The 17,620-nt window shown below is 39.5% G+C and carries 19 protein-coding genes and 1 pseudogene; 2 read left to right on the top strand and 18 right to left on the bottom strand.

Annotated elements, in window-relative coordinates:
• Positions 1 to 46 precede the first annotated feature (46 nt).
• The 18 genes and pseudogenes from leuD to udk all read right to left on the bottom strand — a co-directional run bounded on the left by leuD (position 47) and on the right by udk (position 15,403).
• Positions 47 to 637 carry a 3-isopropylmalate dehydratase small subunit gene (gene leuD / locus K4I03_RS00450; RefSeq protein ID WP_002895722.1) on the bottom strand — a complete coding sequence of 197 codons (591 nt, stop codon included), beginning with the start codon at positions 635 to 637 and terminating at the stop codon, positions 47 to 49.
• Positions 638 to 646: 9 nt separating this feature from the next.
• On the bottom strand, positions 647 to 2,029 hold the full coding sequence (gene leuC / locus K4I03_RS00445; protein WP_149565635.1) for a 3-isopropylmalate dehydratase large subunit: 1,383 nt from the start codon (positions 2,027 to 2,029) through the stop codon (positions 647 to 649).
• Between the two features lies 1 nt (position 2,030).
• On the bottom strand, positions 2,031 to 2,297 hold the full coding sequence (locus K4I03_RS00440) for a DUF1294 domain-containing protein (protein WP_149565636.1): 267 nt from the start codon (positions 2,295 to 2,297) through the stop codon (positions 2,031 to 2,033).
• Positions 2,294 to 3,331 carry a 3-isopropylmalate dehydrogenase gene (gene leuB, locus K4I03_RS00435; RefSeq protein WP_149565637.1) on the bottom strand — a complete coding sequence of 346 codons (1,038 nt, stop codon included), beginning with the start codon at positions 3,329 to 3,331 and terminating at the stop codon, positions 2,294 to 2,296. The genes K4I03_RS00440 and leuB overlap by 4 nt, the downstream gene beginning before the upstream one ends.
• Positions 3,332 to 3,343: 12 nt before the next feature.
• Positions 3,344 to 4,912 (bottom strand): 2-isopropylmalate synthase, encoded by a 1,569-nt coding sequence (locus K4I03_RS00430; RefSeq protein ID WP_227963886.1) that lies wholly within the window; start codon positions 4,910 to 4,912, stop codon positions 3,344 to 3,346.
• 612 nt (positions 4,913 to 5,524) lie between these two features.
• Positions 5,525 to 5,971 (bottom strand): hypothetical protein, encoded by a 447-nt coding sequence (locus K4I03_RS00425; RefSeq protein WP_227963330.1) that lies wholly within the window; start codon positions 5,969 to 5,971, stop codon positions 5,525 to 5,527.
• Positions 5,972 to 6,107: 136 nt separating this feature from the next.
• A complete protein-coding gene (locus K4I03_RS00420; RefSeq protein ID WP_227963329.1) occupies positions 6,108 to 7,184 on the bottom strand; it encodes a hypothetical protein in 1,077 nt (358 codons plus the stop codon).
• Between the two features lie 165 nt (positions 7,185 to 7,349).
• Complete coding sequence (locus K4I03_RS00415; RefSeq protein WP_227963328.1) at positions 7,350 to 7,523, bottom strand: TipC family immunity protein; 174 nt, start codon at positions 7,521 to 7,523, stop codon at positions 7,350 to 7,352.
• 268 nt (positions 7,524 to 7,791) lie between these two features.
• Positions 7,792 to 7,917: pseudogene (locus tag K4I03_RS00410) on the bottom strand (DUF4176 domain-containing protein); the annotation flags it as partial.
• Positions 7,910 to 8,773, bottom strand: a complete 864-nt coding sequence (locus K4I03_RS00405) for a hypothetical protein (RefSeq protein ID WP_149565640.1) — start codon at positions 8,771 to 8,773, stop codon at positions 7,910 to 7,912. The gene K4I03_RS00405 and the pseudogene K4I03_RS00410, both read right to left, overlap by 8 nt.
• A gap of 6 nt (positions 8,774 to 8,779) precedes the next feature.
• Positions 8,780 to 9,352, bottom strand: coding sequence for a hypothetical protein (locus K4I03_RS00400; protein ID WP_227963327.1), 573 nt, complete (start codon positions 9,350 to 9,352; stop codon positions 8,780 to 8,782).
• A 58-nt stretch (positions 9,353 to 9,410) separates the two neighbouring features.
• Complete coding sequence (locus K4I03_RS00395; protein WP_227963885.1) at positions 9,411 to 9,545, bottom strand: DUF443 family protein; 135 nt, start codon at positions 9,543 to 9,545, stop codon at positions 9,411 to 9,413.
• A 256-nt stretch (positions 9,546 to 9,801) separates the two neighbouring features.
• The gene (locus K4I03_RS00390) at positions 9,802 to 10,347 is read right to left on the bottom strand and encodes a hypothetical protein (protein WP_149565641.1); all 546 of its coding nucleotides are present in this window, start codon (positions 10,345 to 10,347) and stop codon (positions 9,802 to 9,804) included.
• Between the two features lie 959 nt (positions 10,348 to 11,306).
• Positions 11,307 to 11,972 (bottom strand): DUF443 family protein, encoded by a 666-nt coding sequence (locus tag K4I03_RS00385; protein ID WP_149565642.1) that lies wholly within the window; start codon positions 11,970 to 11,972, stop codon positions 11,307 to 11,309.
• A gap of 69 nt (positions 11,973 to 12,041) precedes the next feature.
• The gene (locus K4I03_RS00380) at positions 12,042 to 13,040 is read right to left on the bottom strand and encodes a hypothetical protein (protein ID WP_149565643.1); all 999 of its coding nucleotides are present in this window, start codon (positions 13,038 to 13,040) and stop codon (positions 12,042 to 12,044) included.
• 157 nt (positions 13,041 to 13,197) lie between these two features.
• Positions 13,198 to 13,878: a hypothetical protein gene (locus K4I03_RS00375; protein ID WP_149565644.1), complete on the bottom strand. Its 681-nt coding sequence runs from the start codon at positions 13,876 to 13,878 to the stop codon at positions 13,198 to 13,200.
• Between the two features lie 56 nt (positions 13,879 to 13,934).
• Entirely contained in the window at positions 13,935 to 14,603 is a 669-nt protein-coding gene (locus K4I03_RS00370; RefSeq protein WP_227963326.1) for a YoaK family protein, read from the bottom strand.
• A gap of 164 nt (positions 14,604 to 14,767) precedes the next feature.
• On the bottom strand, positions 14,768 to 15,403 hold the full coding sequence (gene udk, locus K4I03_RS00365) for a uridine kinase (protein WP_060976800.1): 636 nt from the start codon (positions 15,401 to 15,403) through the stop codon (positions 14,768 to 14,770).
• A 79-nt stretch (positions 15,404 to 15,482) separates the two neighbouring features.
• On the opposite strand from udk, the gene K4I03_RS00360 reads away from it, so the two are divergent.
• Both K4I03_RS00360 and K4I03_RS00355 read left to right on the top strand, forming a co-directional pair.
• Entirely contained in the window at positions 15,483 to 16,493 is a 1,011-nt protein-coding gene (locus tag K4I03_RS00360) for a Gfo/Idh/MocA family protein (RefSeq protein WP_227963325.1), read from the top strand.
• Positions 16,483 to 17,574 carry a DEAD/DEAH box helicase gene (locus K4I03_RS00355; RefSeq protein WP_227963324.1) on the top strand — a complete coding sequence of 364 codons (1,092 nt, stop codon included), beginning with the start codon at positions 16,483 to 16,485 and terminating at the stop codon, positions 17,572 to 17,574. The genes K4I03_RS00360 and K4I03_RS00355 overlap by 11 nt, the downstream gene beginning before the upstream one ends.
• Positions 17,575 to 17,620 lie beyond the last annotated feature (46 nt).

Raw genomic sequence — 17,620 nt, 5'->3', positions numbered from 1 at the left:
GGAGACAAGGTTTTTTCAGAATTTTCTCAATATAGCAAAAATGAGGTTACTGCCAATAAGATGGACGATTTTTTTCATATTCTGCAATCAAATCCTCATACTGAAGCGTAATGCCGATATCATCCAGACCGTTGAGGAGCTTATGTTTCCATTCTCCATCAATGTCAAAGGAGAATTCTCCCACTGGTGAAAAAATCTTCTGCTGCTCCAAATCCACCGTCACTTCATCCGTTGGCTTCAGATTAGCTAAGGCTTGCCGTACTTCGAGCGGCTGGACGATAGGCAGCATACCGTTGTTTAGTTCGTTATTGTAGTGAATATCCCCGAAAGATCCGGCAATAACTACCTTAAAACCATAGTCAGCCAAGGCCCAAGCAGCGTGCTCGCGAGAGGAACCGGCTCCGAAATTGTCCCCTGTAATCAGAATAGTCGCCTTGCGGTACTCCGGTCTATTAAAGACGAAATCAGGATCTTCCGTGTACTGATTGTCCAGATAGCGCCACGCATACATGAGGTACTTGCCAAAGCCTTTTTTATCAATCAACTTGAGAAATTGCTTGGGTAAAATTTGGTCTGTATCGATATTATCGTTCATGAGGGGAACTGTTGTCCCCGTGTAGATTGTAAATTTTTCCATAAAACTGCCTTACTGGACCTCCGGTAGCTGGCGGACGTCTACAAAGCGACCGGCAATGGCTGCCGCTGCTGCCATGGCTGGACTGCAAAGATGTGTCTTAGCTCCAAATCCCTGCCGATCCTCAAAGTTCCGATTGCTGGTCGAGGCACAGTGAACTCCGTCTGGCACCTTATCTGGATTCATTCCCAGGCACATAGAGCAGCCGGGATCGCGCCACTCAAAGCCTGCATCCATGAAAATCTTATCCAGTCCCATTTTTTCAGCAGCCCTCTTGACCGGACGAGAGCCTGGTACGACGATAGCTGTCAGATTGGGAGCAATGTGCTTACCAGCGACAAACTTAGCAGCCAGCTGCAAGTCACTGAGCCTGGCATTGGTGCAGGAGCCTATAAAGATATAACCTAGGTCAATATCTTCTGCTTTCTTACCCGGTGAGAGGTCCATGTAATTGTAGGCCCGCTCATCGTTCATATCACGGATTTCTGGGAAAGCCGCGCCAAACTCTACCCCCATAGAAGGATTGGTTCCCCAAGTCACCATAGGTGCCAACTGGGAAACATCAATCTCAATGACCTTATCATAGACAGCATCAGGATCACTGACCAGAGTCTTCCAATCGGCTACCGCCGCCTCAAAGTCCTTTGGAGCGCCCGGCCGTCCTTTAACGTAATCATAGGTCTTCTGATCGGGGTTCATAATGCCCATCTTAGAGCCAAATTCTATGGACATATTGCAGATAGTCATGCGCTCTTCCATGGTCAGATGGTCAATGGCATCCCCAGCATACTCGACCACATGACCAACACCTGCAGCCACACCATATCGGGCAATCAGAGCGAGGATAAAGTCCTTGGAATAGACACCTTTAGGTGGCACCCCAGTAAATTTGACCAGCATTTTCTTAGGCTTAACCTGCCAAATGGTCTGCGTGGCAAAAACGTGCTCCACCTCTGAAGTCCCAATTCCAAAAGCAATAGCTCCAAAAGCTCCATGAGTGGCCGTGTGACTGTCACCGCAGACGATAAATTTGCCCGGCTGAGTCTTGCCCGTTTCCGGTCCAACCATATGGACAATCCCCTGCAATTCCGATCCATGAGCCGCATGCTCGATACCAAAATCCTTGACATTCTCAGAAAGTTTATCAATCTGAGCCTTGGAAATCACATCCCGAATATCATAGATATTGACCGTAGGAACATTATGGTCAAAGGTTCCAAAGGTCAAATCCGGCCGTCTAACTTTGCGCCCTGCATCTCGAAGGCCTTGAAAAGCCTGAGGGCTGGTTACTTCATGAATATAATGCTGATCCACATACATAAGCTGGGGCTGGCCTTCTTCACCCGTTATCAGATGCCTTTCCCACAGCTTATCAAAAATCGATTTTCCAGCCATACTAGCTTCTCCATATGTAATATAAAATTCCAATTTCCACTATTATTTCGCAAATCCAAGCCAGCCAGAAATACCATTTTCTGGTCTTGTGATGAAAGAGGCGACCGCCTAATAAAGCGCCCAAACCTGCGGCTGCCAAAGCTGACATCAGCAAAGTCTTCTCTGGAATGCGGTAGTGATTTTTCTTAGCCTTACGCTTATCCCAGCCATAAAGCAGGAAAACGATAAGGTTCCAAAGCAGGCAAATACCTGTTAATATCCATTTCATAAATTATTAATAATTGACTCCGTCATTTGAGTTGTTGTCGCCTGACCGCCCAGATCTCGGGTTAAAATCCCTTGAGCCAAAGTCTTCTCCACTGCTGCTTCAATCGCTTCTGCAGCTTCAAACTCTGCAAAACTATCCCGCAGCATCATGGCTACAGAAAGGATCATACTGATAGGGTTGGCAATACCTTGCCCTGCAATATCAGGAGCCGAGCCATGAATAGGCTCGTAAAGACTTGGCCCAGCAGCCGAATGACTGGCTGATGGCATAACTCCCAGCGTTCCTGACAAGACGCTGGACTCGTCTGAGAGAATATCCCCGAAGAGATTTTCCGTTACAACAACATCAAACTTAGCAGGATTGGTAATCATGAGCATAGCAGCGCTATCCACCAGCTGGTGCTCCAAGGTCACATCTGGATAATCCTTGGCCACCTCATCTGCTACTCTGCGCCAGAGTTTAGATGTCGCTAGCACATTTTGCTTGTCAATACTGGTCACGCGCTTTCTGCGACCACGCGCAATGTCAAAGGCCTTACGAACAATCCGCTCCACCTCTTCATAGCTGTAGTCGTTGATATCCCGCGCAGATCTGTCCTCCAAAATATGCTCACCAAAGTAAATCCCACCAGTCAGCTCACGCACGACCACGAAATCCACACCAGCAATTCTTTCAGCCTTCAAAGGTGACAAATGCTTCAAAGAATCGAAAATCTTAACTGGGCGGATATTGGCATAGAGTTCAAGCTCCTTGCGCAGAGCGAGCAAGCCTTGCTCTGGCCGAATCAGAGCATTATCATACTGGGGACTGCCGATAGCTGCTAGGAGAATAGCATCCGCCTCCTTGGCTGCTTCTAGAGTTGACTGAGGGAGAGGATGACCTTCCGCATCAATACCAGCACCCCCAAAAGCTTTCTCCGTGATATGATAAGTAAAACCGAACTTGCCCGCAACAGCAGCCAGTACTTGGAGGCCGGCTTCCATGATTTCTGGGCCAATACCATCACCCGCCAGAGCTACAATTTCTTTTGTCATAGTCGCTTCCTTCTAATTATTTGCAGGCAGATCGCGATAAGATACCTGATGGCCGATTTCACCAGCATTTTCCTTTTGCACAAAGGTGTTGGCATGGATATAGGCAATGGCGCTGGCCTTAAGAACATCAAAGTCAATACCAGAGGAGTTGAAAATCGTATCTGTATCCGTATTTTCAACAGCTACCAAGACACGAGCCTGAGAATCAATACCATCCGTTACCGCTTCGATATTATAAGACAAAAGCTGAACAGACTGGTTAAAGAATTGATCGATGGCATTAAAGATGGCTTCAACGCTTCCTTTACCTTCTGCCACACAGCTGACCGTCTCGCCGTCGCCATTAACCAGCTGCACATCCGCTGTGATAGTATGGTCGTCGTTGGTCGTCAGCTGCAGATCATCAAAGTGGAAGCCTTCAGGATTTTCGACGGTCGTTCCGGCAATCAGAGCCCGAATATCAGCATCCGTGACTTCATTTTTCTTATCAGCCAAGACCTTAAACTTAGCAAAGAGATCATTAATTTCAGATTCCGCAAAGTCCAGAGCCAGTTCTTTGAGTTTTTCGACAAAGGCATGGCGGCCAGACAGCTTGCCAAGAGGCAGTGAATTGCTCTTGACTCCAACCAGCTCAGGTGTGATGATTTCATAGGTCAGTGGATTCTTAAGGACGCCATCCTGATGGATACCGGACTCATGAGAGAAGGCATTGCCACCAACGACCGCCTTGTTCTTAGGCACTGGAATACCTGAGAAGCGGGATACCAGCTCAGAAGTGTTGATGGTTTCATTAAGGACGATATCCGACTCAACCTGATAATAGTCTTGACGAATCTCCAATGCAACTGCTACTTCTTCCAATGCTACATTTCCAGCCCGCTCACCAATACCATTGATAGTTCCCTGAACACGACCAGCACCGTGCTTGATAGCCGTCAAAGTATTGGCCGTTGCCATGCCAAGGTCATCATGGCAATGAACACCAAATACAACCTTATGATCAGAAGTCACATTTGCCACTAGGTAGTCGAAAATGTTTGCAAACTCTTCTGGCGTGGTAAAGCCGACTGTATCTGGAATATTGATATAAGTCGCACCTGCATCCACTGCTGTTTGTACAACCTGAAAGAGGAAATCCAGCTCTGTTCGTGTCGCATCCTCTGGTGAAAACTCGACTATCTCAAACTTGGAGCGCGCGTAGGAGACATGTTCTTTCACCGCTTCTAAAATCTCTTCCTTAGACTTTTTCAGCTTGAACTCTCTGTGAATGGGACTGGTCGCAATGAAGACATGAATCTGTGGATGCTTGGCATCCTTGAGCGCTTCATAGCAGGCGTCAATATCGGACTTGACCGAACGCGCCAGCCCAGTAACAGAAGCTTTTGTGATGACTTTAGCAATCTCCTGCACCGCCGCAAAAGAATCTGGACTCGCAGCAGGAAAACCAGCTTCAATGACTGAAATACCCCACTTCTCTAACTGCTTGGCAATAGCCACCTTCTCCTTGATAGAGAAATTCACTCCTGGTGTCTGCTCGCCATCCCGGAGGCTGGTATCAAAAAACTCAACTTTGCGTGTCATAGACAACTCCTTTTCTAAGATACATAGACCATTTAGGAAAAAATCTTCCCCAACTTCTAGGTCGTGTTCATTGACTGAGACGGTATAAGACAAATTGATTTCAGAAAAATCAAGATGTAGCCCCACTCCCGTCGCTCCTTTAGAATCCATTTCTTCCTCATCAGAATTTGAGATAAGATTGGTGAAATAAAAAACATCTCACTTGAGGAACAAGCGAGATGTTGATTTACTCCCGCTTGGTAAGCCAAACAGGACTAATGCTTTTGCACTAGCCCGAGTAACGCAACAACAAAGCAAAGTTTGAAGATTGGGTTGACTTCATGTTTGACTAACTCCTTTTTGAGATGGTTTCTTATTGTTTAGTATTTTAACACAGTATCATAAACCTGTCAAGAAAAAGTCGATATTTTCTGAAAATTTTTAATATGCTGGATTATTTTTGAGGATTTAAAATTGTAAATACGAGAAAATAGAAGTAAGGTAGCTCCTGCTTCTTCTAATATTTTATTAATTACAAAGTTAAAATTTTGCTAACCAGTTATTCCTCCCCATTAAAATAGAACTATACGCGGCAAATCTGACTAAAAATTATCAAAGTTTTTTAAATTACTATTACTCATATAAGAACCAGCCTCCATCTCGTAAAATTCTTATCGGCTGCATTTCATAAATAACCAGCTTCTCAGGAACTTCATTTGAATTGTGGTTTAAAGGAATTCCCAATGTAAATTCAGTGTCTTTGTTATTATTTATTCTACCGTCCAAGGTTAAAATATATCCACCGCCTTGTGGCGTGCCATTCCCTATATCTTCGACTTTCATACTCTCCCAATCAAATTGAACGCTTTCAACTTTAGAGTTTAAAGATTTAACAAAGTCGGCCAACTCTTCTTCATATTTCTTAAGATAAGCTAGCTGTTTTTCATGCGGATCTTGCTCTTTCTTTTTCTCCTGCTTGGTTCCATCTGTAAACAGATTTTTATTTTGAACTATTATAATTGCACCTAGAAATACAAGTATCAGCGATGCTACAAGTAACGTACTTTTGATAGTTTTCATCTCAAATCATCCTTTCAACTCCTGACATTATTATAGTATGGATAGGTTTACAGCCTCACTCTCATACTTATTATTAAACTCCAAAGCAAAAGAATCATCATAAAATATTCCCTATAAACACACTAATCATTACTTACTATATAACTTTGCTTTTTTCTAATACTTTCAAATATTTAGTTTTTTTAAATTGCCCAGACAGGAGCAAGAGCAAGAAACAATACCATATGACAATCGTCAAAAATAAAAGTAGGAAACTGCCAAATAGAAGATAAAGCCAAGAAAAAATAGCAGAAATCAAGGCAAAGAGTAAAATGAGAGCATAGGTTTTAAGACCGTTGGATTTTTGGGTGGCAAAATAGTCTCTGGGCATCTCATAAGGCACTACTTCAACTACTGATTTTTCCCTTCTATTTTTAAACTGGTAAAGAGCCAGTAAAAGCATGAAAATGAAGGAAAAAAGTAAAGGGAACAAACCTTGTACAGTCAAATTCTCCGTTAATACATACAGGCCATAAGAAAAACCAGCACTTGGTAGAAAAATCATTGGAAAAGGCACACTTTTCCCTACAAAAAGCTCATTTCGCTTAATATCATAAAACACAGTCCTCTTGACATTTCCTTGATCTGCTCCAAATTCGATAAAATCAGTCAGCTTCCTAGTAACTGCCAATGCTGACTTTGGTTCTTCATGCACCTCATCTTCAATGATCTCTAACTGACCAAAAGTATTCAGCTTCCAAGAATCTTCCTTAGGCAAAGGGGGTATTTTCCCTTCAAGATGTTCTTGAATAAAATGCTGGAATTGACGGTTCTTCCACTTACTTCCAATCAACTTCAGTGTTACTTTTTGACCGCTGCCATTTGGGGTCAATGCTTCCCCTACAATAAATAAGGGCCATTCATAACTACCGCGATAAAGGTGTCTGTTCTTACCGAAGTAAAATGTAACCAAAGAAAGAGGAAAGCGATAGCATTTGAAATTTCGGAAAACAAGCAAGTCTTGGTCATCAAGCTCTATTCTCCCCATAAAAACAAAAGCCATCCATCCTACTGTAATTAATAAAACAACTGACCCTAAGAAATATAAAAAATTTGCCAACAAATTCCCATCTAAAAAGAGGTTAAAAAGACTTACGACAATCATTAAGCTGAAAATACTAATCAGACCAATTCCTTTTAGTGTATATATCGCAATCGATGTTTTCTTTGTCAATTCTGCTCCCTCTCTAATACTTCTACAAATACCATTTTGCTCATTAAAATCCTACAAGGCTTAGCTTACATCGCCTCTGATAATTCAAATTTGAATCAAAAAGGCGTATAACGTTCTTTTAGTGTAAAATACTTATTAAATTCTGTCTGGTTTAGAATAGCCTATTCACACTCTCTCTATGGTTTCAGAGTACTTTACTTTCAAATTCCCCATATTTTCTTTAGAAAAGCGCTGACTTCCCTCTTTAAACCAGATATCTAGAAAATAAGTGTAGAGAATTTGGTCAGATTTTTCTGCCAACCAAGCCTGATCAATATCGTAATTCTTCAGATAGTCCAAAATCTCCTCTTTTTACACTAAACTCTTACGCGGGGGCTCTCCCCCTCCAATAGAGCGATATATTTCACTAGCAGTTTCATCATATCCTATTTTTTTAGACCGATTAATAAAAGCTTGAACAACAAAATCCGAAACTTTAGAGAAAGCAATGGAAACATTTTGTCTAACGAAGCTGCCCTCACATACATAGTCAATATTGAGATAAGTATCTCCTGATAACTTTTTACTATATAGAACAGCAAGCAGACCATCGGAATTGATATATAGCTGCAAATCTTTCTTCACCTAATTCGGGATCATCATAAATGACACCTCGACCTATAATAATTAATTTTTGCATCCCTTCCTCCAAAATTACAACACTTCCCAGCGGCAACATATTTTTATCAAACATATAAATTCCCTCCATATTTCTTTAAATATTTTTTTCCATACCATTCTTCTAGTGTTTTTTCCTCAAATTGACGATATTCTTCCGAATACTTACGGCGATAATAGCCATATAATGAATATGGCAAAAGTAGTATTATAAGCATACCTATTAAAAATATATTTACTATAAATATCAAGCCTATTGACAACAACACACCTGAAACATCTGTCTTTACCTCACCAATACCCGGAAGCAAAATTTTTAGTGTCAGCCATCCAGCAACAACTAACCCGATTGAAAGTATGAATAACTGTATCACCTTTCTTTGTTTCTCAAGTGAATCATTAGTTGCACTTTTATAAAGTCGATATTTAAGAGAAGCAAGTCTTTTTTTAGTCAACCACAATTCAATTAGAATAATTAAAAGATAAAAGATAATTAAACCATATACCGTCATAAATTTCCCAAAAAAAGTAATAAAAAATAAGTTTATTGATACAATCATCCACATCATATAAAGATTAGCGTTCAGGATACCAATGTAGGGTACTTGGGCACAATATTTTTTATATAAATTTACTCGACAAGAAATAAACCACAAAATCCAACATAGGAAAAACATCCAAAGAGGTAGAAAATTGATTCTCCATGTTTCCATAGGAGCATCAGAAGCTGGATGACGAACATTCGCATCGGTAAAAATAGCAATGCCAAACATAACCAGCACTCCTAAAATAGAAAATATTTTTCTTGCAACACTAAAGTATTCAGTATAAAGTCCACGGCTATTAGTATCTCTAACCATATACTCTATTAAAGCATCATGACGCAATCGACGACTTTCATAAAAATTAGCATTAAACAATGTTTTTCTCATTAATTATCATCCTCCAAAAAATCCTGAAAACATTTTCGAAGCGCCCCCTACAATATTGCCAACGGCTTTTTCCGTTGCTTTTCCAACAGCATTGGTAACTTTCGAAGCATCATCAATAAACTGCTTAGTTCCCTTTTTTATATCACTATAAAGGTGTGGATTTACCATTTGAACTACCGTATTAACCGCTCCCAAACCGAATCCAACTGCCGTTCCAACCGGCCCAAACATCGACCCAATCGTTGCACCTTCCAATGGACCAATTGATTTAATTGTATCTAATGCCCCAACAGCCACTGCTTTCCCAACATGACCTGATTCAGAAAATTCTTGCATAGCACTACTAGTGTAAGTTATAGCCATGTCAGCAACAGTTAAGAAAGTGCTTGCTTTCCCTAAAAACTTTGCAGATTTTCCTAACCAAGCATTCTTAGATAATGTTTTGTATACATTTGAATTTTTAACAAATTCTGTCACCGTCTGTTTAATTGTAGTGGTTGGTAATAGAAAACCCAAGCCTTTATTAAAAGAATCTATCTTTTTACCAATTGAATTAGCAGATATGGTCCATTTCCCCAATTTTAAATTCTTATCGCCTAGTTCACTATACGACTTAATCAGTTTATATATCCCTTCTCTATTGAGGCACAAAGTAAATCAACAAGGGCAAGAAGTAGACAATCAAAAAGGGGCGTTCTACATCAAGAAGATAATATTCATCCTCAGTTTTTAATATACGATAGCGGAGATTTCTTTTAGCCAAGGGCTCCATTTCAGCCTTTTTAAACATTTATATAATACCTTTCGTAACGTCTAATAAAGTGATAATTCATCCGTTTTGATTTCATATGAAAATTCTCTAAGACTTACATAGCCTCTGATAATTCAACCTTGAATCGAAAAGGGATATAACGTTTTTTGAGTGATAAATTGAGAAAACAAAGATAATGATATAACTAAAAATAGTAAATTAGATATCCATTCCCTTGTATGCCCTATTATCCCAAAATCGTACAAAGTCTAAAAAATTAAAAGTTGTCATTTTGCAGAGTTTGAATAATGAAGGGCCATTTTTTTAATAGATAATCTGCATTTAGTATAAATAAAGAAAGTAAAGCCCCTAGAAATATCAGAAAGACATCTCCAAGAACACCTGATAGAAATAGCCAAGCACAAATCAAAATTGCTAAATATATCACTGATTTCAGTGTAAGAAAAACTATGCGTCTTCTTCTAAGGCTTTTTACAAAATTAGCCAACACATGTTTATCAAGCGCGGATTTTTGAAGTTCTAGCTTTGATTGATAACTTTTTGTAATCCATTGGGCCAATAGATAAGAGATTACAAGTAGAAATAGAACTAGGAAAATCCGAGTACTCCCACTTTCAAATATACCAGTTTTTTCAATACCAGTCATCAGAAATCTTAAAACGTAAACAGTTATCGGCACTAAAATATAAGACCAATAATTAGGAGGTCTCACCTCTTCTAATAATGTTTTATTTTCAAAATCAAAATGGTAACACTTATCCTTATAAGCACCTAAATTCACCAACTTTGCTTTATTTTTCAATCATATTCTCCTTAGTAATCAGCTTATTTCATTCTCAATTTGTTTCAAATAATTGCCAGCAATTATCATTCGTGACAATCATTTTTAATACATTATCGCCCATACTAAACTTTTTCAATATCATACCAAAATAGTCTATGATAATAATTTCATCCTTATTATCATAGAGCTGACTGACACTTCCTATTGGCAATAAATTACCCTTTAGATACTTCCTCTGATAATTCCTTTAGCATCAAAAATTTTTTGATCGGTCGAAGCTTAATTGTCGAAAAATAAGAGACCGGGACAAAAGGCTAAACAGGATATAGTTATGCAGGTTCGCTTCTTGAAGATAGGCCAATAAAAATTGAAATGTCATTATGGAGAAAACAATACCTGTCAATAAGAGGAACAACAAATTATTTTTGCACTTCTTAATAAAGTCAGACCAACCAAAATAATTATTAGGATTATAAGTCATCAATTTTGGCTCATACTTTGGCTTCAGAGCCCACTCTGCTAAAAGAACAATTGCCATTATCATACTTATAAGCAAGCCATATTTTACAAAAGGAACTGAGAAAGTAAGAAAACCAATAGAAGAGAGTAGGTTGGTTAGTATCAGTCCAGAAGATAAAACGGCCCATTTAATATCCCATGATTTATCTGATTGATAAGAGTAGGAATAGAGCTCCCCTGATTCAAAATGATAGAAAATATCTTGTTCTTGAAAATTTCCAACAAACAACATTTTTTAATTGCAGGCATTTTATTCTCCTTAATCATTGAATCATTTAACTTCTTCAGAATTTTATTTTTACTTTCAGTTCATCTAACACACTAACTATCCTGCTCATAAATAATAAATTAGTTATCTTATATTCGTTTCTAATATACAAGCTAATGGAGAAAACTTCTTTTACTGTAACAGAGCTTACTAAAACTATCAGGCAATATACTGTCCCACATTTAGAAATCTAATCCTTCCATTCTTTCTCCTCTTTTCTCTCTATTATATACTGACAATTCTCACTATAGCTTAGATCACCTGCTAAAAGTAAACTAATTAGTAACATAAGACCATGAAATATCAGGAAGATTATAGTTCCCCAATTTAAAATGAGATAGCTAAACAAAACAATTAGGAAGTTGAGAATCAGAACACTCTTAAACTGCTTTTTCATCCAAGGAGCTAATTTAGCTAATTTTATTTTCCCTTGCTCTTTTGTATAAAGACTAAAATTAAATTTCTTTGCTAAAGATCGAGATGATAAAAAATGGACTAGATTTGCAAATAATACTGCTAGTATAAAAGTAAGAAACCAATAAATCAATCTTTCAGTGAATGAGAAGCGAGGTGAATTAAGGTAAGTATCTAAGCTTTCACTAGTTCGTATCCGCCCTGCCCAGACTGAAACAGCTAAAAATACTGGCATTGGAATTACAAGTGTCTCCAACCAATGTTTTTTACGCATTCGAACCTCCCAAAATTGCGACTCTGTCAATTGGTATATCGTTCGATTGCTAAACCAATTCAGATAAGGAAAAAAATAACCCCACAATGTCGGTAGCTTATCCAATAGAAAATATTCCTTACCATCCTCCAGCAATATATATCGAAAATTTACATGATGCGCTCGCATAGCAAACCTCCTACAATAAATATAAAAATAAACAGGTCTTGTTTGAATCAAATCTGATTGTTAATTTCCTTATTTCTTCCCTTTTTTAGTTCTATCTTTTGATTTTTTAATTTTCGATAGTATAAAACTAGCCAAGCAATCTACTCCTATTAGGTAGATGAAAACTCTGCCAATGAAATTTAGCCAAAGAGGATGTTTTATACTTGGATTCGAATAGTTAGTATTATAAAAAACACCTAAGAATATTGCAAAAGCTAAGATTTCAATAGGAATACGAATTTTTGTTTTTTTCAAACTAAATCCTTTAAATAGATTTCGAAAAGTTTCTTTCTTTTTAGGAGCCTCTTCCCAATATTCCTCACTCTGAATTTTTAGATATAAAAGGTATGTAACCTCTATGATTAGTTGGGAGAACGCATAGCTGAAAAGAAGAGAACCAAAAATCCCAAAGATAAGAATTAACTTTCCTGAAAGAATTCCTCCTAACATAGAGAGACCGAAAATAATGAGAAGAGAATTTCGACTATAGACGCTAGATTTCGCTAAATAGTTGCCCACTGTTCTATTAAAAGAGAATCCATTTTTAAGCTGCCTTTTTAACCAAAGATAATGATAGATAAAACTTAGAACTGTTTCTACGATAAATAGTGGCACAAAAAATGGTGAGTACTTGGGAAACCCTATCGTAAATTCTTTTGTTGATATCGAAGTAACTACAATTAAAAGCATCATCAACTGTAAAGAAAAGAATATACTTGCATAACATAATGCTAGAAAAGCAGTTGATAAAATTTGCCTTTTGTAAACAAAGGAACCTAAAAAAGGAAGAAAAAAAGCTATAACAAGATAACATGCAATAAACACGAGTAAATTAAAAAATATATTGCTAAATGGATTAATTTCCAAACCTATATTAAAATAGTAATAAAAAGCAATAATTTCAATAGCCAATATTAGTAATCCAGTCCATGCAATAACCAGCATACTGACAGATGCTCGTGTGTTAGCTAGACTTTTAAAATACAGCTTATTTGCATCTTTAATTTCTTTAAACGTATTTTCTTTCAAATCTTTATACCTAAAAAATAAACTAGCCGTGTTCCCTTCATCCTTACATGAGCATTTTGTTCAATCTATGAAAATGCTGTCGATAATACTCAGCATTATTGATAAATTAATCCCTATAAAAAATCTGCACTATAAATGAAGAACAAAGAATTCAATTTTATTTATCTTTCTTCCCCTTTTCTTCTGCAAATATCACTTTCCCTTGCTCATACTTCCGCACGGCTAACAACCAGCGGATGGGGTTGTTTTGGAATAAGAGTAGTACGACGCTAATTGGAATAATCGTTGCTCCGATTGGTACCATGAACATAGACGGCTCAAACCATTCATGTTCATAGTAAGGAATGAAGGTTGCAGGTATGACAAGGAACACAGCAATAACCAGACAGAACAAAAGAACAAGGATAACAAATAGATACAAGATGATTTTATCGACTGTTGGTTTCTTATCTGGAGATTTTCTCCAAAAGGTACTTCTTTCAACTGCCTGTTTAAACTGCTCTTCACTTGCTGGAACGACAGACTCGACCCCACTGTAGAAGAGTTTTTCGAATCCATAAACACTTCCGATAAAAACGAAAAGGATTGCGGCTAGATGGATAGGAATCATCCACTCACTCAATCTAAAGGGCGCTATCAAGGAACGAATCCAAATACCGATGATAGCAACTAGCACGAAAGCAAAGAAGAGAACCCAAAGCCACTTGGATTTCTTTGAACTGATGACACCATCGGTGTCTGAAACGGTGCTAGATTCTGTCGCTAACGCCTCTCTTGTCCTTGTATTATAATACACGGATTGCAGGCTTCCTTGCCCTATATAAATGATTTTTCTCAAATTCTTTCTATTTATTTTTTATTTTAATAAATACGATCCATTGGCATTCAGCAACTTCATCTCCTCGCATACTGAATGCCTCGGAAAAGGAGAAAGGCTGTTAGAATCAGGGAAACCAACCAGATGGTTTTTAATAGGTAAAATTGAATCAGATAGGTAGAGATGATAGCTCCGGCTACAAAGCTGGCCAATAGGGCTACAAAGAAAAGACCTTCTTTCAAATCTTTTCCTTTCTTGTTTCGGGCATAGTTACCAAAAGCTACCATGGTTTTCTTGATATTCCCCGTCATAAAGGAGTTGTTATAGACAATGCCATCCACCTCGCCAAAAGCAGTCGCAACCAGGCCCATACAGAAAGCCAGTGGCGGCACAATATAGAGATGGGGGACATTTGCTGGCAAAAATCCAGCGATAACTGTCGTCAATATCAAAGGAAAAACACTGGACAGCCTGCGCCAAGAATGAGCAAAATGATCTTGAAAAACTGTCATCAGAAAAATCCCCAGCATAAAAGCCAGCATAGTTGCTAATTTAACTTCGATTCCCTTTGTCTCCTGATTGATAAGCTCAACCGAAAGGAAAACGACGTTTCCCGTCTGACCTGCCACCAAGGTACCACCCCTCTCAATGAAGGTATAGGCGTCGATAAATCCTGCACAAAAGGTCAAGAGACAGGCAAAAAATTTTGAACGAGAGTGAAACTCTCTTTTTACAAATTGTTTCATAAACCACCTACAAAATAAGGGAGTGACCGGACTCGGAAATCCTTGATTTCAGTCCGTCCACTTCCCCTTGCTAGATTACATTTCAAAAATCTTGCAGCTACTGCTTTTTACCAGATTTACAGCTATTTATTTCCTCAAACGACTAATCTAGAAAGCTGCTTTTCCTAGCCTTCTCTGGCTTCCTTAAGGATTTTTTCAATCTTGGTCGTAATCAGGTCAATAGCCACCTTGTTAGAAGCCCCCTCTGGAATGATGACATCCGCATAGCGCTTGGTCGGCTCAATGAATTGATGATACATAGGCTTAACGACACCCAAATACTGCTCAATAACGCTATCCAAACTGCGTCCACGCTCTTCCATGTCTCGCTTAATCCGGCGGATAATCCGAACGTCGTCATCTGTGTCTACAAAGATCTTAATATCCATCAAATCCCGCAGGCGCTGATCTTCTAAGACCAAAATCCCCTCAACGATGAAGACATCCTGAGGAACTTGCCGATAAGTCTTTTTGCTACGAGTATGCTCTGTATAATCATAGGTGGGAATGTCCACCGGACGACCTGCCAAGAGCTCCTTGATCTGCTCAATCATCAGGTCCGTATCAAAGGCAAAAGGATGGTCATAGTTGGTCTTCACCCTCTCCTCAAAAGTCAGATGCGTCTGATCCTTATAGTAGGAGTCATGCTCAATCATGGCAATATTTTCGTTTGGAAAATTAGCTAAAATTGCTCGAGAAACACTGGTCTTTCCGCCTCCGGAACCACCAGTCACACCAATAATAATAGGTCTATTTTGCATTATAAGCTCCATCTCTTGTTATCTTATCTATTTTACCGCAATTCATGTTATAATGAAAGAGCTAAAATGAAAAAAGTAGATGCTTAAAAATAGAAAAAAGGAGGTTTTTATGTTCAAACTTGGAATCATCGGAACAGGTTCTATTTCTCATGAGTTCATCAAGGCCTCTCACTCAACAGGTGACTATCAGCTGGCAGCTGTCTACTCTCGGACTCTGGCTTCTGCTGAGCGCTTTGTGCAAAACTATGAAAATACAGCCATCTTTACTGAAATGCTGGACTTTCTGTCGTCTGATATCGATGTTGTTTATATCGCCAGTCCCAACAGCCTGCATTTCAATCATGCCAAGGTAGCTATTTTGGCTCGTAAACACGTCATTGTCGAAAAGCCTGCGGTTTCTCGTCCCAAAGAATGGCGGGAATTGATCAAGCTGGCTGACGAGCACCAAGTCTATCTCTTTGAAGCTGCCCGCAACTATCATGAGCAGGCCTTTGATACGATTAGTGATTTCCTCAAGGACAAGACCGTCTTAGGAGCTAACTTTACCTACGCCAAGTATTCTTCAAAAATGCAGGCTCTGCTTGCAGGAGAGCAGCCCAACGTTTTCTCAGCTAAGTTTTCTGGTGGTGCTTTGATGGACTTGGGTGTCTATCCCATCTATGCGGCTATCAGACTTTTCGGCCATCCGCGCTTCGCTCGCTACAGCGCCCAGCAGCTAGCCAATACGATTGATTTAAATGGAGCCGGCTGTCTTATCTATCCAGACTTTCAAGTTCAGATTCAGGCGGGTAAAAATATAAACAGCAATCTGCCTGCAGAGATTTACACAGATCAAGGAACTCTGACTTTAGACGGGATTGAATTTATCAGCTCTGCTATTTTCCAAAATCTGGACGGTCAAGAGGAGGTACTGCCTATCCAGCGTGCTTCCCACACCATGTTGGAAGAGGCTCAGGCTTTCGCACGAGTGCTCAAGGGCGGACAGGATGCGGCTTACGAGAGATGGTTAGATGCGGCTGCGGCTGTTCACGAAAGCTTATTTGCCATGCGTAAGGACGCTGGCATTAGATTTGAGGTTGATGATGATTAAGGAACAATTTCCCCCGAGCTGGCAAAATCAGCTGGCTCAGCTAGGCTTTGAAGATTTGACGGCTATTCAGGAAAAGATGTTTGAGCCTATTTCTGCAGGTGATACGGTGCTGGGAATCAGTCCGACTGGTACTGGCAAAACTCTGGCCTATCTCTTTCCTAGTCTGCTCAAGCTGACACCTAGAAAAGCACAACAACTCCTGATTTTAGCTCCTAATACTGAGCTGGCCGGACAAATCTTTGAGGTTTGCAAAACTTGGGCGGAGCCTTTAGGGCTGACAGCCCAGCTCCTGCTCTCCGGATCCAGCCAGAAGAGACAAATCGAGCGCCTTAAGAAAGGTCCGGAAATTATCATCGGAACGCCTGGGCGAATTTTCGAATTGGCCAAGCTCAAGAAAATCAAGATGATGAATGTCGAAACCATTATTTTGGATGAATTTGACCAGCTGCTCAGCGATTCTCAGTATCACTTTGTAGATAAGATCGCCCACTATGCGCCTCGTGACCACCAGCTGGTATATATGAGCGCCACCGCTAAGTTCGACCACGATAAGATTGCTGAAAACACTCTAGAAATCAGCATTGACAACCAAGTTTTGGATAACATCCAGCATTTTTACATGCAAGTCGAAAAACGTGATAAGGTGGACTTGCTCCGCAAGTTATCCAATGTTGAAGATTTCCGTGGACTGGTCTTTTTCAACGCTCTGTCAGACCTAGGAAGCGCTGAGGAAAAACTCCAGTATCGTGAATCCAATGCAGTTTCTCTAGCCAGCGATGTCAACGTTAAGTTCCGTAAGGTTATCTTAGATAAGTTCAAAAACCATCAGATTACTCTTCTGCTAGCCACTGACTTGGTTGCTCGTGGCATTGATATTGACTCGCTAGAATGTGTCGTCAATTATGAGCTTCCACGCGATTTAGAAACCTACACCCATCGCTCTGGCCGAACCGGCCGCATGGGCAAAGAAGGCTATGTCATCACCCTCATCAGTCATCCAGAAGAGCTGAAAACATTGAAAAAATACGCTTCTGTTCGCGAAATTCTACTAAAAAATCAAGAACTTTATGTAACGAGTTAAGCTAAAAAAGCTTTGGAAATCTAATGTTTCCAAAGCTTTTTGCTTT

Source organism: Streptococcus sanguinis (genome assembly GCF_020729725.1).
GTDB classification, from domain to species: Bacteria; Bacillota; Bacilli; order Lactobacillales; family Streptococcaceae; genus Streptococcus; species Streptococcus sanguinis_V.
The sequence above is the reverse complement of the archived record's forward strand: the minus strand, read 5'-3'. Positions and strand labels throughout refer to the sequence as shown.